11 protein-coding genes are annotated in these 13,014 nt (G+C 47.2%); 5 read left to right on the top strand and 6 right to left on the bottom strand.

Going from position 1 to position 13,014, the window contains the following annotated elements; all coding sequences use genetic code 11:
• Positions 1-400: 400 nt before the first annotated feature.
• The 3 genes from NG833_RS08380 to NG833_RS08370 form a co-directional block, all read right to left on the bottom strand.
• Entirely contained in the window at positions 401-1,333 is a 933-nt protein-coding gene (locus NG833_RS08380; RefSeq protein WP_254564837.1) for a hypothetical protein, read from the bottom strand.
• A 356-nt stretch (positions 1,334-1,689) separates the two neighbouring features.
• Entirely contained in the window at positions 1,690-3,708 is a 2,019-nt protein-coding gene (locus tag NG833_RS08375) for an amylo-alpha-1,6-glucosidase (RefSeq protein ID WP_254564839.1), read from the bottom strand.
• A 436-nt stretch (positions 3,709-4,144) separates the two neighbouring features.
• Complete coding sequence (locus tag NG833_RS08370; protein ID WP_254564836.1) at positions 4,145-4,609, bottom strand: ABA4-like family protein; 465 nt, start codon at positions 4,607-4,609, stop codon at positions 4,145-4,147.
• A 993-nt stretch (positions 4,610-5,602) separates the two neighbouring features.
• On the opposite strand from NG833_RS08370, the gene NG833_RS08365 reads away from it, so the two are divergent.
• On the top strand, positions 5,603-5,917 hold the full coding sequence (locus NG833_RS08365; protein WP_254564835.1) for an RNA-binding protein: 315 nt from the start codon (positions 5,603-5,605) through the stop codon (positions 5,915-5,917).
• Between the two features lie 425 nt (positions 5,918-6,342).
• Here the strand turns inward: NG833_RS08365 and NG833_RS08360 are convergent, their stop codons facing one another.
• The 3 genes from NG833_RS08360 to NG833_RS08350 all read right to left on the bottom strand — a co-directional run bounded on the left by NG833_RS08360 (position 6,343) and on the right by NG833_RS08350 (position 7,734).
• A complete protein-coding gene (locus NG833_RS08360) occupies positions 6,343-6,747 on the bottom strand; it encodes a biopolymer transporter ExbD (RefSeq protein WP_254564834.1) in 405 nt (134 codons plus the stop codon).
• Complete coding sequence (locus NG833_RS08355) at positions 6,731-7,381, bottom strand: MotA/TolQ/ExbB proton channel family protein (protein ID WP_254564833.1); 651 nt, start codon at positions 7,379-7,381, stop codon at positions 6,731-6,733. The genes NG833_RS08360 and NG833_RS08355 overlap by 17 nt, the downstream gene beginning before the upstream one ends.
• A gap of 146 nt (positions 7,382-7,527) precedes the next feature.
• Entirely contained in the window at positions 7,528-7,734 is a 207-nt protein-coding gene (locus NG833_RS08350) for a hypothetical protein (RefSeq protein WP_254564832.1), read from the bottom strand.
• 20 nt (positions 7,735-7,754) lie between these two features.
• Between NG833_RS08350 and NG833_RS08345 the strand changes: the two genes are divergently transcribed.
• The 4 genes from NG833_RS08345 to NG833_RS08330 all read left to right on the top strand — a co-directional run bounded on the left by NG833_RS08345 (position 7,755) and on the right by NG833_RS08330 (position 12,914).
• Positions 7,755-8,465 carry a hypothetical protein gene (locus NG833_RS08345; RefSeq protein WP_254564831.1) on the top strand — a complete coding sequence of 237 codons (711 nt, stop codon included), beginning with the start codon at positions 7,755-7,757 and terminating at the stop codon, positions 8,463-8,465.
• Between the two features lie 133 nt (positions 8,466-8,598).
• A complete protein-coding gene (locus tag NG833_RS08340) occupies positions 8,599-9,318 on the top strand; it encodes a hypothetical protein (RefSeq protein WP_254564830.1) in 720 nt (239 codons plus the stop codon).
• A 183-nt stretch (positions 9,319-9,501) separates the two neighbouring features.
• On the top strand, positions 9,502-10,848 hold the full coding sequence (locus NG833_RS08335; protein ID WP_254564829.1) for a four-carbon acid sugar kinase family protein: 1,347 nt from the start codon (positions 9,502-9,504) through the stop codon (positions 10,846-10,848).
• Positions 10,849-11,099: 251 nt separating this feature from the next.
• The gene (locus tag NG833_RS08330) at positions 11,100-12,914 is read left to right on the top strand and encodes a tetratricopeptide repeat protein (protein WP_254564828.1); all 1,815 of its coding nucleotides are present in this window, start codon (positions 11,100-11,102) and stop codon (positions 12,912-12,914) included.
• Positions 12,915-13,014: the final 100 nt, after the last annotated feature.

Below are 13,014 nucleotides of genomic sequence, written 5' to 3'. Positions count from 1 at the left end.
CTTTTGGGCGCAAGCATTGCGCCCCTACACATACCTTTGAACGTTTGGAGGATTTATATTTTGCGATCGCCTTATAGGGAGTTGTGGAGTAATACCAAATCCGGTTGGTAAAAGTCGGTTTTCCCTTTTAGCCCGCGCAGGCACCGCTTCGTCCGTATAGCCCCACCGTTGACGGGTGCGGGTTTTTACAGACCTTTGACAACCGGATTCCGTATAACCTAAAAAACCATTTCTCCCTCTCCCTCTTCTCCCCCTTCCCTCTCAGGGAAGGGGGTTGGGGGGTTAGGTCACTCTGAGCGATCGAGCAAACATGATATAATCGTAGAAGGGAGCAAGATGCACCCACTCCTGAATTTTAGGTTCAGAATGATTTAGACGGGCCGAGATAGCCAGTTTCAGACTACTGCGCGATCGCCGGGAAGTAGTCCGGATTCACAACTTTCCAGGTACTCGCTAACGCTTCAGCGATCGCACCTGTAATAAAGTCATTGCTCCAATAGCCGACATGAGACAGCGGATTCCAACTGGTTAATACATTCCCCACATTCACCGGCCAATCTGCCGTCACCACCTGTTCATATTCAGGACTCAGGGGTTTGAGCGGATAGGAAATAATATCATTGGGGTCATAAAAATTAACCCATTCACCGACTAAATCCGGATGATAAGTCGATAACTGCTTCGCTGGAACCTGGATGGGACGGTCAAACTTTTGATGCAAACTCCACAGGGCGATCGGACTTCCGAGACTATAAAATAAACTCAAGGTTTCCCCCCGTTCTAACGGGGTATTTTCCATCTGATTCCTCACGGATTCAGGCATCAGCACTCTACTCCCCTGGGTCCGCCGAAATTCCTGAAGATCGTAAAAGTAATTGCTGGCAATCACCGACCCCAAACTATGAGCAACGGTGCAGAGGGGGGCGGTGGGACCCGCTTTTTCCGCTAAAGTTCGCAAACTGTCCGCAACCCTGCCGTGAATCCGATCATACAGACGGCGATCGCGTTCCGAGGTGACTTGATAGGCGATCGTATCTCCTATAACATTGATGAAAAAAAACCGCAACCATTCAAACCGCAAATTCTCTCCCTGCACTTTGTCCCATAACTCCCGTTGTTCCGGTTGCAGCAACGGTGCCCAATAAATATATTCAAACACTAATCGGGATTCCGCTTCTTCTGGGGAAATTTTCAACTCCTGGGCAAATCTTTCAATGATTTTACGGGATAATCTGCTAAAATATTTTGGTTGTTCTAACCTCCCTTCATCCACATCCAGATCTCCCGAACCCATGCCATGAATGACGGCAACGGCTATTTTTTGAACTGACATGATGCTAACCCTTTTGGCAAAATTGGCAAACTTTTCCATATCATAAACGCGATCGCCTTTTTCGTGGGCCTACTTTCGGCTGATATTTGAAATCAGGAACAGGCTTGAACGGCACAGAAATCTCAGGAAATCTCCTCATTTCAAGGGGGTTCAGGGTTTAACAAAATATAAATTCTGACCCGGTGAAGAGGTAGCCCTGAATTGGTGATAAATTTAATGACAAAAAATCGTTATGTCATGTCGGAGTAAATGCTTGCGCCCTCCGGAGGGCGCAAGCATTTACTCCGACAAATACACCTTGACAGGGCTACCCTTCACCGGGTCAGAGTTGACCGAGATGGCGATCGCCCCCTAGCTTACTCTTCTATCTTTAATTCAGCCACAACCCGCAGCACTTCTGCCACCGTCCACGCTTGAGCGAAAGCCCCATTCGGGGTCATCGGCGCATCTCCGTCAAAAATCTCACTGAGATTACCGATACAAGCTTCTAACAAATGATTGGCAAGGGGAGTAAGAAATGTAGCCGCAGTTTTCGGGTCCTTTGTGACACGCAGATAGGCTGAAATATAAGGTCCAATTAGCCATCCCCAGACAGTTCCTTGATGGTAAGCGCCATCCCTTTCCAGGAGGGTTCCCCCGTAATGTCCGATATAATTGGAGTCCGTCGCTGCCAGACTCCGTAATCCGTAAGACGTGAGCAGCGATCGCCCACAAGCCTCAACCACCGCTCTTTGACGGTTCCCCGGTAACGGACTATCGGGTAAAGATACCGCAAAAATCTGATTCGGGCGCAAGGATGCATCATTGCCATTGGCTGTATCAATCACATCGTAACAATATCCCAACCCTTCATCCCAGAAGCGATCGAATCCCGCTAGGGCGCGATCGCCTAACTTCCGATAGTCTCCCTCGGGCTTTCCTAACTTCCGGGCAAACTCCGCCATTGTCCGCAATGCATTATACCACAACGCATTCACCTCTACGGCCTTACCCTGACGCGGAGTCACCACCCACTCGCCCACTTTCGCATCCATCCAAGTCAGTTGCACTCCTGCTTCCCCGGCATAGAGCAATCCATCTGCCGGATCCATCTGAATCTGATATCTTGTGCCTTGTTGATGCCAGTGGATAATCTCTTTCAATACCGGCCATAATTCTTTCAGCAGCTTTTTATCTTTTGTAGCATGATAGTAGGCCCGGATGGCTTGAAAATACCACAGAGTCGCATCCACGGTATTGTAATCCGGGGTTTCTCCATGATCGGGAAACCGATTGGGCAACATTCCCTGATCCACATACTGGGCAAAGGTTTGCAGAATCAATTTGCCAATCTCTGGACGCCCGGTACAAAGGGTTAAACCGGGCAAGGCGATCGCCATGTCCCGTCCCCAATCCCCAAACCAAGGATATCCGGCAATAATGGTTTTGCCATCGGGATTGTCTGGGTAAGGGCGATCGACAATAAAGCGATCGGCAGCCAACACAAGCTCACGCACCCACTCCGGGGATTTTCGGGACAACTGATACACTTTTCCTTTTTTGCCTTTGAGTCCTTTCCCTTTGAGGGCGCGTTTGATTAACTGTTGATCCAACTCCCTGCGAGACTGTAAGGCGCTTTCTACTCCTAAACGGGCATTGCAATCCGTACTCACGGCGATCGCCAAAGATTGTCCCGGTTGTAACTCACCTTGAATGGTTGCCACTTGCAGTAAATCTTCCAGGCAGTCCCCTCCGCGACTCTTTTCCACCGCCAAATCAAACCCATAATGCCACTGATGCGCTGGACTGACTGCGCCTCCAACGGCATACAAATAGAAGGGAACCGCCCCGGGAAAGGCCGTAATACACAGACCCGACTTCACCGACTCCACCTGCATCAACCAGCTATTTTCTTGGGTGGTATGATGGCGATCGCGATAAGTCGCAAACCCTTTCATCGTCAAAGTAATCGGCAAACTGGACCGGCGTAGGGTATAAGAAATATAAGTAGTATTTTCCCCCTGCTGCATCCAAATCCGCTTTTCTAACAACGCATCCCCAAACCCATAACTCCACACCGGAATAGAACCCTCTAAATGAAACCGTTCTATAACCTGATATCCTCGCGGTTCTACCGTCCCATCCGCCCATCGATTCGTAAATAAAGGATAATCTTCACTCCCATAACTCGCCACTTCATCCAGTTTAGAAAACAGCAGGGTATGACCCAAAGGCGGATGAAGTGCCGCCATCAGTAATCCGTGATAGCGGCGTGTTAGCAGTCCGGCAACCGTACCCGATGCATAGCTGCCTGTCCCATTGGTAACCAGCCATTCGCGAGATTCAGCCGTTGCTAACTCGCCACACAGTTCTCGACCCAATTCACTTTTGAGCATCATGTTCTTGCGTTTATTTTGGTTAAATGATTTTGATTTCAAGACTGAAATAGAAACAACGATGTCTTAGAGGCAGTCTTAATATCCTGCCCCCAAAGATCGGGTTATCTCCCCCTACAGAACTTACGCAATTTTTAAAGTTAATTCCTAAAATGTAGAGGCGATTCGCGAATCGCCTCTACATTTTAAGGGGGTTTTTCAACATCTAGCCCTGTCAAGGTGGTAAATTTAATGACGAAAAATCATTGTTTCTTGTCGGAGTAAATGCTTGCGCCCTCCGGAGGGCGCAAGCATTTACTCCGACAAATCAATGCACCTTGACAGGGCTAGTTTTCAACCTCTGGGTAAATCCTGTCCCTATTTTCGTTGGTCCTAGATTTAATCATCTATTTCCTGAATAAATGTGAGAAAAGTATTCGGGACTTGTCCCCTCGCTTCATCCTTCCGCAGAAACGGGAGTCGTTACAGAGTCCGAGGATTTGGGGAAAAACTTTTCTGTGACCCCGGCAGTAACCAGATGAGATAACAATCCCATCGGACCTGCAAACAAGCATAACAGCAGGGAGTGCGCCGTCCAAACCCCGGTTTGCTGTCCTTGCCAATAGATCCAACGACCTACAAACAAGTCCATGACTAAATAATGAGTCCAGCCCGTAGCTGCGGCCCCTTCATTGCCAAAAAACCGGGCAATATCCGCCAGAGTGGGATTAGACATGGCTTGGGCGGTTTCTGCATCCACTTGTCCGAAAAATAGATAAATATACAAGAGGGCGAGGGGGACAAAGGGCAGATAGGATTCCATCACTTTGCGGCTGACTTTCCAATTGGGTAAGACAATCATTAATAACCAGAAGGGCAAGACAAAGAGGTTACCGGCATTAAACAAGAGTTCGAGGTTCATGGTTCGCTGTTTTTTCTCTCAATTTGACAAAATGTTACAGTAAAACCACTGCCGCACAAAATTCAGCGGGAGAAGTTTGGAGGGGCAATCCCCGGGGGTTGCCTCGGACAAAGGGTTCGGTGCATCGAGGCAACCCGTGCTAAGATCAGCGAAAACTGCCGCTTATACCAAATCCGGGACTCGGAGGTCTGCAAAAACCCGCACCCTCAAGGGTGGGGCTATACGGACAAAGCCCGCCTGCGCGCGCTAAATCAGGAAAGTAGGTCTTTGAGAACTGGATTTAGGATTAACGGTCCCTATCAAATTCCAGGAGAAATCTGATGACTGTTCATGATTTATTAATGCTTGTGCTGTTACTTTCCCCCGGTTTAGCGCTTTCTGCTTTGGTGATGGTCGCTTTTGCGGCTGGGGGTTGAGGTCCGGTAAATGCCCTAGAGACGCGATTGATTGCGTCTCTATTTTTTTCTACAGGGGAATTTCCTGGGGATGAAAAGGGTTCTGCTCTAAAATAGAATCGTCCTGTTTCACGGGTCTCACAAGCTACCCTTTGAGATCTGCCTCTGGGGAAGAGGTGACGCCTTTGAACCCGGGGCGATCGCCTCCCCTAGAATTACCTCCAAGGCATTTTGTATCCTCAGTTACAACTTTTGAATCAAGCCTAGGCTAACAGTGAAGAACACTGTTTTGTTAGAATGCACTCTGGTCTTAAAGTTGAGGATAAACCGACAATTGATTGAGCTGAAACTCTTTCTTGCTAAGGATTCCAGTCCAAAACTCCCCTGATTGCCATTCACCTCTTCCTGGGAAATGTTAATTTTTGTAAAAAGCCGTTGTAGGGGTTCCCATTTTGACCAAAGCGTGCTAATATGTCTGTCGAGAGTGAATTCGGTAGTAGCGTTTGTTTCTGGTATTGAGTAGGTATTTCCCTTTTCGTATTGGCAGCTTCTCTCCGAAATCTCAAACTCTACAACTCGTGAATTTTGGAGACATCCCATGTCTATTTATGTAGGCAACCTTTCTTACGAAGTAACCCAAGAAGATTTAAGTGCTGTTTTTGCTGAATATGGTTCGGTCCAGCGAGTTCATCTTCCGACAGACCGCGAAACAGGCCGTCCTCGCGGCTTTGCCTTTGTGGAAATGAAGAGTGAGACTGAAGAAACTGCGGCAATTGAAGCACTCGATGGTGCAGAATGGATGGGTCGCGATATGAAGGTCAACAAAGCCAAACCCCGGGAAAACCGGAGTTCCTTCGGTGGCGGTGGCGGCGGTGGTCGTCGCAACAGTAACTTTTCCTCTAACCGTTACTAATACCGGCGATCGCATCACACAGTAATTCAACCCTTTGAATTCTATCTGAAAACCCTGAGGCACTTGCTCAAGTGCCTCAGGGTTTCCTGTGGGCCGGATCTGTAGTCCGGCGCAAGATGCTCCCGTAGGACTTACGCAGATTTTGAAAATTGCCCCTAAATGTAGAGGCGATTCGCGAATCGCCTCTACATTTAGGGTTTAATGTTAACGATTGCGTAAGTCCTGTCCCACTGATGTCAATTCTATTGGCGTCATAATTTAGACTCGCGACATCACCCTTCTTCCCTTTTAAGTTATCCCCGAATAATTGTAAATTATAGTCAATAAAATAAGTTTAAGAAATAGTCGCGGCTGATTTCTAGGGATAACCCCACTGTACCCTGTCGTTAAAAATCAGAAATCAGCCCCGAAAAAAGCACGTTGAATTAGGGCTTTTCAGCAGCGATCGCCAATTTTGCCCCTTCAATGCGACGCACCCGATCCATGACTGCCACCACCTGTCCATGTTCCACGGTTTTATCCGCTTTTAACACCACCACCGAAACAGGTTCAGCCTTCATGCGATCGCGCACCGCTTGCTCTAAATCCTCCAAGGCAACTGCCTGTTCATCCAGCATCAACACTCCCTCAGCATCAATAGAAATCGTCAATTTCACCGTCTCCGTTTGCACCGCCGCCGTAGATGCCTGGGGCAAATTCACCGGCAATCCTTCGGATTTCGATAAAAACATCGAAGAAATGATAAAAAACGCCAAAATACTAAAAATGACGTCAATCATCGGGACAATATTAATCTGAGCTTGAGCTTCCGGTTCATCGGGTAGACGCATACTTTTGTTCTCCTCGTTCTCTTTCATAACGATGACGATAGAGTAACTCAAGCTGACCCCCAACTTCTTGAATTAACGCAATCTGTCGCACATAAAAACTGCGAAACGTATTGGCAAACAGCAGGGTAAAAATTGCCACCACTAATCCCATCACTGTCGAAACGAGGGCCTCGCTAATCCCCCCGGTTACCCCGGTGGTATCGCTACCTCCCACGTCTCCGAGTCTCAGGGAGCCAAAGGATTGCATCAAGCCTAAAATCGTTCCTAATAACCCCAATAACGGGGCGACATTAATAATCGTTTCAAACACCATATTGAAGCGCTTGAGCAGAGGAAATTCCGCCTGAGCCGCACTTTCTAGGGCCAGTCGAAACTCTTCCGGATTGGGGTCATCTAACTCCAGTGCCTCTAAAAAAATTCGGGCGACTGGTAAATCTGCATTCAGTTGCAGCTTTTTCATCGCCAGATCGGGGTCTTGGCGGTAGAGTTGCAAGACTTCTCGGATCATTCTCCCCTGGCGGCGATTCACCCGAAACCAGAAGAATAGACGCTCTGCAATCAGCGCTAATGCCAGAATTGAAGCAATCAGGAGCGGTACCGAGACTATCCCGCCCGCAGCCATTAAATTACCCATGTCGTTTACGTTCCTCGAACCCACAACAGAAACCCTGGCGGGTCCTGATGCTGTTATTTGATAAAGATTCTCAAAAAGCCTATATCAAATTTAGAGAGTTTGTCAAGAGGGTTTGTAAAATTGAGGTAAAAGAAACCGACGAGGGTTCATATCAAGTCAGGGACGGGAGTTTCAAGGGACTGGCAGATTCTCCCCGTCTGTTTCTCCTCTTTAAAAATTATTGCTAATAAATACCAGTTATTGATAGTCACCCTCAGAGGTGCTTCCCCGGAACTCTGCTCAAACCCCTCGGTCTGTGCCAGAATAAAACAGGCGATCGCCTCATGGAGTATCCATGCTCCTGGACTATCCACAAGATAGGGAGATTCACGCTGTGCGACCGGACCTCAAAGAGTTACCCATCCCCAAAACTGAACTCAAACGATTGAGTGGTTTGGATATTGAAGCGGTTAACCACTTTTCTATCCCGACCCTCCTCAGTTTAGATCCCGGACCCGATTCACCGGGTTTAATTCGCTATTTACTGTTTCTAGTCGCCTTTGCAGTCGGCTTAACCTATCCCGTGGCGATCGCCCTTTTAAATCTCACCTTTCCCTTCCATGGGTTATTCCTGAACACCCAACTGATTGGGGGATTATTTCTCACAAAACTGGTCCAGTTTTTCTGGGTGAAAAAGCACGTCGGCCAATCTCTGCCCGGATTGTTGCATGAAGTAGAGCGATTTAATGATATCATCCGCGTCATTGATATCAACGATCGCCTCGAAGAAGTGGGAAATCCCGACGTTCATTTACGCGATCGCGAACAAGTGATTCAAGCCCTTCAATTAACCAAAGAAGATTTAATTCGCGCCTTAAGAACTGAACGAATTCTCCGCAAACATAAAAGTTTCATCGCCCGAAATCCCGAAATCTTTGCCAACAACTTGACCGCTTTAGCTGCCTTACAAGTCACCGACAAAGCCAGCGAACATGGACGCCTGCTCAATGAAGCCTTGCAAATTGCCCTCAGTGCCCATGAGGAAATTGGCAAATTGTCCCCTAGACCCCCATCCCCTTCTCCTCACAGTCCCGACTCGACCTAAAACCATCATCAGATCCGGCACAGAAAGCCCATCCCTGAGTTTGTTAAGATAGCGAACAGTGCAAGGATACTCTGAGCTAATCCCCCTGACTGGAATGATCAAGTAGCAATTTTATCGATAGGAGCATCACACCGTGCGACGAGATTTACAAGGCTTAGAAATTAGCAAAGGAGAACTCAGACGCCTCAGCGGGGTGTCCGTAGACGAGTTAATTCGACCTTCGACGATGGAAAATCCTAACAGAAGGTCAAATTTTTTATATAAAGAGACGTTACTCATTAGTTGTTTAACCATTATTTTATTTATCGCCCTCTTAGCCTTGGGAGATTGGATTGCCTGGGAAATTAGAGGAGTTCCCCTGGATTTAGCGTTTAATAATGCGCCATCTTGGATTGTTTTGGGAACCCTAGCGAGTACCACCTGCATCGTAGCGATCGCCACCCGGTTTATGTGGCTGAAAAATAATACTCGGAAAGGGGATTCCCTTCTGGGACTTCTCGATGATGTCGAAAATTATAATGATTTAATTAAGGCGATCGACCTCAATGACTCCCTGGAAGATGTGGGAAATCCCGGAGTCCGACTGAGCAACCGCGATGACATCATTGATGCCTTAAAACTCACCCGCCAGGATTTAATCCGCGCCTTAAGAACCGAACGCATTTTAAGAGAAAACCGCAACTTTATCGAACGCAATCCTGAATTATTTGCCAATAATCTAAATGCGATCGAAGCCTTGCAAGTGAGCGACAAAGCCAGCGAACGGGGACGATTGCTGAATGAAGCCTTGCAGATTGCTTTAAATACTCAAGGAGAACTTAGAAAACTCCAAGATAGACGGCATCATTATTAACAGGTTTTTAAATACCACGCAAGAAACTCGCGCTCTCAAACTCTCCGGGTTGGGTTGTTTTTACAGCAATTGGGTTCGAGGGTGTCGCCAGCTTTCTCCAGGAATTGCATCCAATCTGGGTTGAATTGCGATCGCCTGTTCCCCGAAGATGAGAAAATGGCAACAATCGCGTCAAAAATAACCATGAACACTCAACCGAAAATTATCGTTCTCGATGACGATCCCACAGGTTCCCAAACCGTCCACAGTTGCCTCTTGCTGACTCAGTGGGATGTAGAAACCTTGCGCCTGGGGTTGCGCGAGGAAGTCCCCATCTTCTTCGTTCTCACGAATACGCGATCGCTGACCCCGGATCAAGCTGATGCCACCACGCGCCTTGTCTGCCAGAACCTCAAACAAGCACTCGCAGCAGAAAATATCTCCGACTTCCTGGTTGTCAGCCGTTCCGACTCCACCCTCCGGGGACATTATCCCATCGAAACCGATGCGATCGCCGAAGAACTCGGTCCCTTCGATGCACATTTCCTCGTCCCCGCCTTCTTTGAAGGGGGACGCATCACCAAAAATAGTACCCATTACCTGATCATTGATGGGGTAGAAACTCCGGTTCACGAAACCGAATTTGCTAAAGATTCAGTGTTTGGATATCAATATAGTTATCTTCCCGATTATGTGGCCGAAAAAACCAAGGGACGCATTCGGGCCACCGAAGTTGACTGCTTTTTAATCTCGGATTTGCGTTCCTCTGAAACCGGCACAAATCCTTCCCTTCAAGAACGGTTAATGCAGTTATCCGGTAACCGATGTTGTGCCGTGGATGCAGAAAATCAAGGGGATTTGGACTCTTTTGCTACGGAGGCGATCGCTGCTGCCAGTCAAGGGAAACGCTTCCTCTTTCGCAGTGCAGCCAGTCTTCTGACCTCCCTCGCCAATCTCGGACCCCAACCCGTTCCCGCCACCGACATGGGTCAATTTGTGCGCCAAGCCAAACCCGGGGCCATTATTGTCGGTTCTCACGTCAAAAAAACCACCCAACAATTAGAAAGGTTACTCCTAGAAACCTCCGTCACCGGCATTGAAATTGACGTCTCTCATTTACTCGAAGAATCCCCCACCCAACGGGAACAATTATTACAAACCATTCTGGAACAAGTCCAGAAAGCGCACCAGGCGGGAAACACTCCCGTAGTTTATACCAGTCGCCAAGAACTCGTCTTTCCCAATGTCCAAACCCGCTTAGAATTTGGCGTCGCCGTTTCCACCTTATTAATGGATGTCGTGCGCGGTTTGCCTAAAGATATCGGATTTTTAATTAGCAAGGGAGGCATCACCTCCAATGATGTTTTAAGTACCGGATTAGCCTTAACCAGCGCCCGTCTCCTCGGTCAAATTATTGCCGGATGTTCGATGGTTCAAACTCCGGAAAATCATCCTTTATTTCCCAATTTACCCGTGGTTTTATTTCCCGGTAATGTGGGCGATGCTGATGGATTAGTGACGGTTTACCAGCGACTTACTCATGCTTCTTAGCGGATTGCAAAATATAAATCATCCAACCATTCAACTGAAAGGAAGGTATCTGTAGGGGCGCAATGCTTGCGCCCCTACATTGACGGGGCTACTCCGTTGATCCGTCACTACGAACGTTTTGGAGATTTTATTTTTTGGAGTTCCCTTAACAGAAAATTACGAGTAGAATTCCCAGATTTATGACTGCCGGGAAGTCAAATTTCCGGCGGTTACTACTATGAATTTTTGGCATTTGCTACTTTTTCATCCCTATGAATCAAATTCAAGCAATTTCTATGACTGAATCCGGACAACAAACGGCATTTCTATATCAACAAGCTCAGAGGCATCTCCAGGAAGGAAATTCCCACCAGGCAAGGTTACTTTTTCAGGAAATCATCAAACTCCAGCCGGATTTTGCCCTCAGCTATCAAGGGTTAGGAGAAATTTGGCGATCGCAAGGTAATCTGTCCCCCTCTCTGCGATGCTACCTGAAAGCCCTAGAACTCCAACCGGATTTAATCGGTGCGGATTTTTTATTAAATTTAGGCAGTGAATTTTCTGAAAATAACCAGGTAGAAGAGGCAATTTTATGCTATAATAAAGCCTTGCAAATTGACAACAATCATACCAAATCTTACTTAAACTTGGGAGTGATGTGGCGAAAAAAAGGGGAACCAAGCAAAGCCCTAGCCTTATATCAACAAGCCCTAGCCTTGGACCCAAACTTACCATCTGCCTATTTTAACTTAGGCAATGTCTTCCTAGAACAAGAACGGCTGGATGAGGCGATTGTTGCCTATCTTGAAACCTTAATGATTCAGCCCGATTTTGAATCGGCTTATCTGAATTTAGGACAAGCATTAATTCGCAAAAATCGTATAGGAGAGGGTTTAGCCTGTGCGATTCATCTCATCACTCACTCGCTCCTGACAGAGTTTATCCCCTCGGTTTCTGATACTGCTATCTCCTCTAAATTTACCACGTACCGAAATGGTCAATATATAGAAATTAATCTCAAAAGTCCAGTCAAACTCTGGCCCCCCAAAACATATAATAACAGCCTTCATTCCTATTTTAGGTGGGAAATCTATCAGAATCCCGAAACATTTGTCACCTGGATTCCTTCCGGACGCGCTTGGGGGGATTCCTACTCCACCGCAGTGATTAACTCAGAGGGTCGCTTCATCGACCAACTTTGTCAAGGCAGCGCCTCAACCCTGGCTATTTCCGAAAAATTACCCCCACCCACTCCCCTAGAAGGAACGACCGCCTTTTTATCCGTGAGAGGAGGCAATACTTACTATCATTGGATGGCGGATTTATTGCCCAGGATAAAGTTATTAGAGCTGGCAGGAATTAAATTAGAAACCATTGATTTTTTCGTGGTTAATAGTCGTCATTTACACTTTCAGCGAGAAACCTTAAATCTGCTGGGAATACCGAATCACAAAATTATCGAGAATTCTCAATTCCCCCATATCAAAACCCCCAACTTAGTCGTTCCCTCCTTACCGGGAGACGTGGGATTAATGTCTCCCTGGACTTGTCAGTTTATGCGAGAATCCTTTCTACACAAAGCAGCAACCCAGGGACTACAGACCCCCGATCGCATCTATATCAGTCGTCGCCATGCCAGTTATCGCCGCATCCTCAATGAAGATGAAACCATCGCCCGGTTATCCCCCTACGGTTTCGTTCCCATTGTCCTAGAATCTCTCTCCTTTCTCGAACAAGTCGCCTTATTTGCCAATGCCAAAGCCATTATCGCTCCTCATGGGGCTGGATTAACCAATACAGTCTTTTGTAATCCCGGAACTCAACTGATAGAAATTTTCGCCCGAGATATGGTGTCAGTAAACTACTGGGTCGTTAGCAATATTATCGGCTTAGACTATGCTTATTTAATCGGAGAAAGTTTAGACGAGTATAAAACTCCCACATCAATCCCGAGACGGTATTACAATCATCCCCTCTATGAAGATATTCTGGTCAATCTCGATTCCTTGGTCAATCTCATGCACTATTCAGGAATGATTGAGAACCGCAACCGCAGCGACTGCCACAGGACCCATTCCTCCGGGTGACCCCAATTCGTGGCGATCGCCCCCAGTTAAAGCCACCCCAACAATCCCAAAGCGCTCAAGTCCCGTCAAATATGTTAAAATCCATGCGGATCGAAAGTAC

It is taken from the genome of Oscillatoria sp. HE19RPO, from assembly GCF_024220515.1.
Taxonomy (GTDB): domain Bacteria; phylum Cyanobacteriota; class Cyanobacteriia; order Cyanobacteriales; family Laspinemataceae; genus Laspinema.
This window is presented reverse-complemented; position numbering and strand designations above follow the sequence as displayed.

Coding starts and splice junctions, on each gene's coding strand:
- NG833_RS08380 (WP_254564837.1), bottom strand. CDS start 1,333: ATGTCAGTTCAAAAAATAGCCGTTGCCGTCATTCATGGCATGGGTTCG.
- NG833_RS08365 (WP_254564835.1), top strand. CDS start 5,603: ATGTCTATTTATGTAGGCAACCTTTCTTACGAAGTAACCCAAGAAGAT.
- NG833_RS08375 (WP_254564839.1), bottom strand. CDS start 3,708: ATGCTCAAAAGTGAATTGGGTCGAGAACTGTGTGGCGAGTTAGCAACG.
- NG833_RS08360 (WP_254564834.1), bottom strand. CDS start 6,747: ATGCGTCTACCCGATGAACCGGAAGCTCAAGCTCAGATTAATATTGTC.
- NG833_RS08370 (WP_254564836.1), bottom strand. CDS start 4,609: ATGAACCTCGAACTCTTGTTTAATGCCGGTAACCTCTTTGTCTTGCCC.
- NG833_RS08335 (WP_254564829.1), top strand. CDS start 9,502: ATGAACACTCAACCGAAAATTATCGTTCTCGATGACGATCCCACAGGT.
- NG833_RS08355 (WP_254564833.1), bottom strand. CDS start 7,381: ATGGGTAATTTAATGGCTGCGGGCGGGATAGTCTCGGTACCGCTCCTG.
- NG833_RS08330 (WP_254564828.1), top strand. CDS start 11,100: ATGAATCAAATTCAAGCAATTTCTATGACTGAATCCGGACAACAAACG.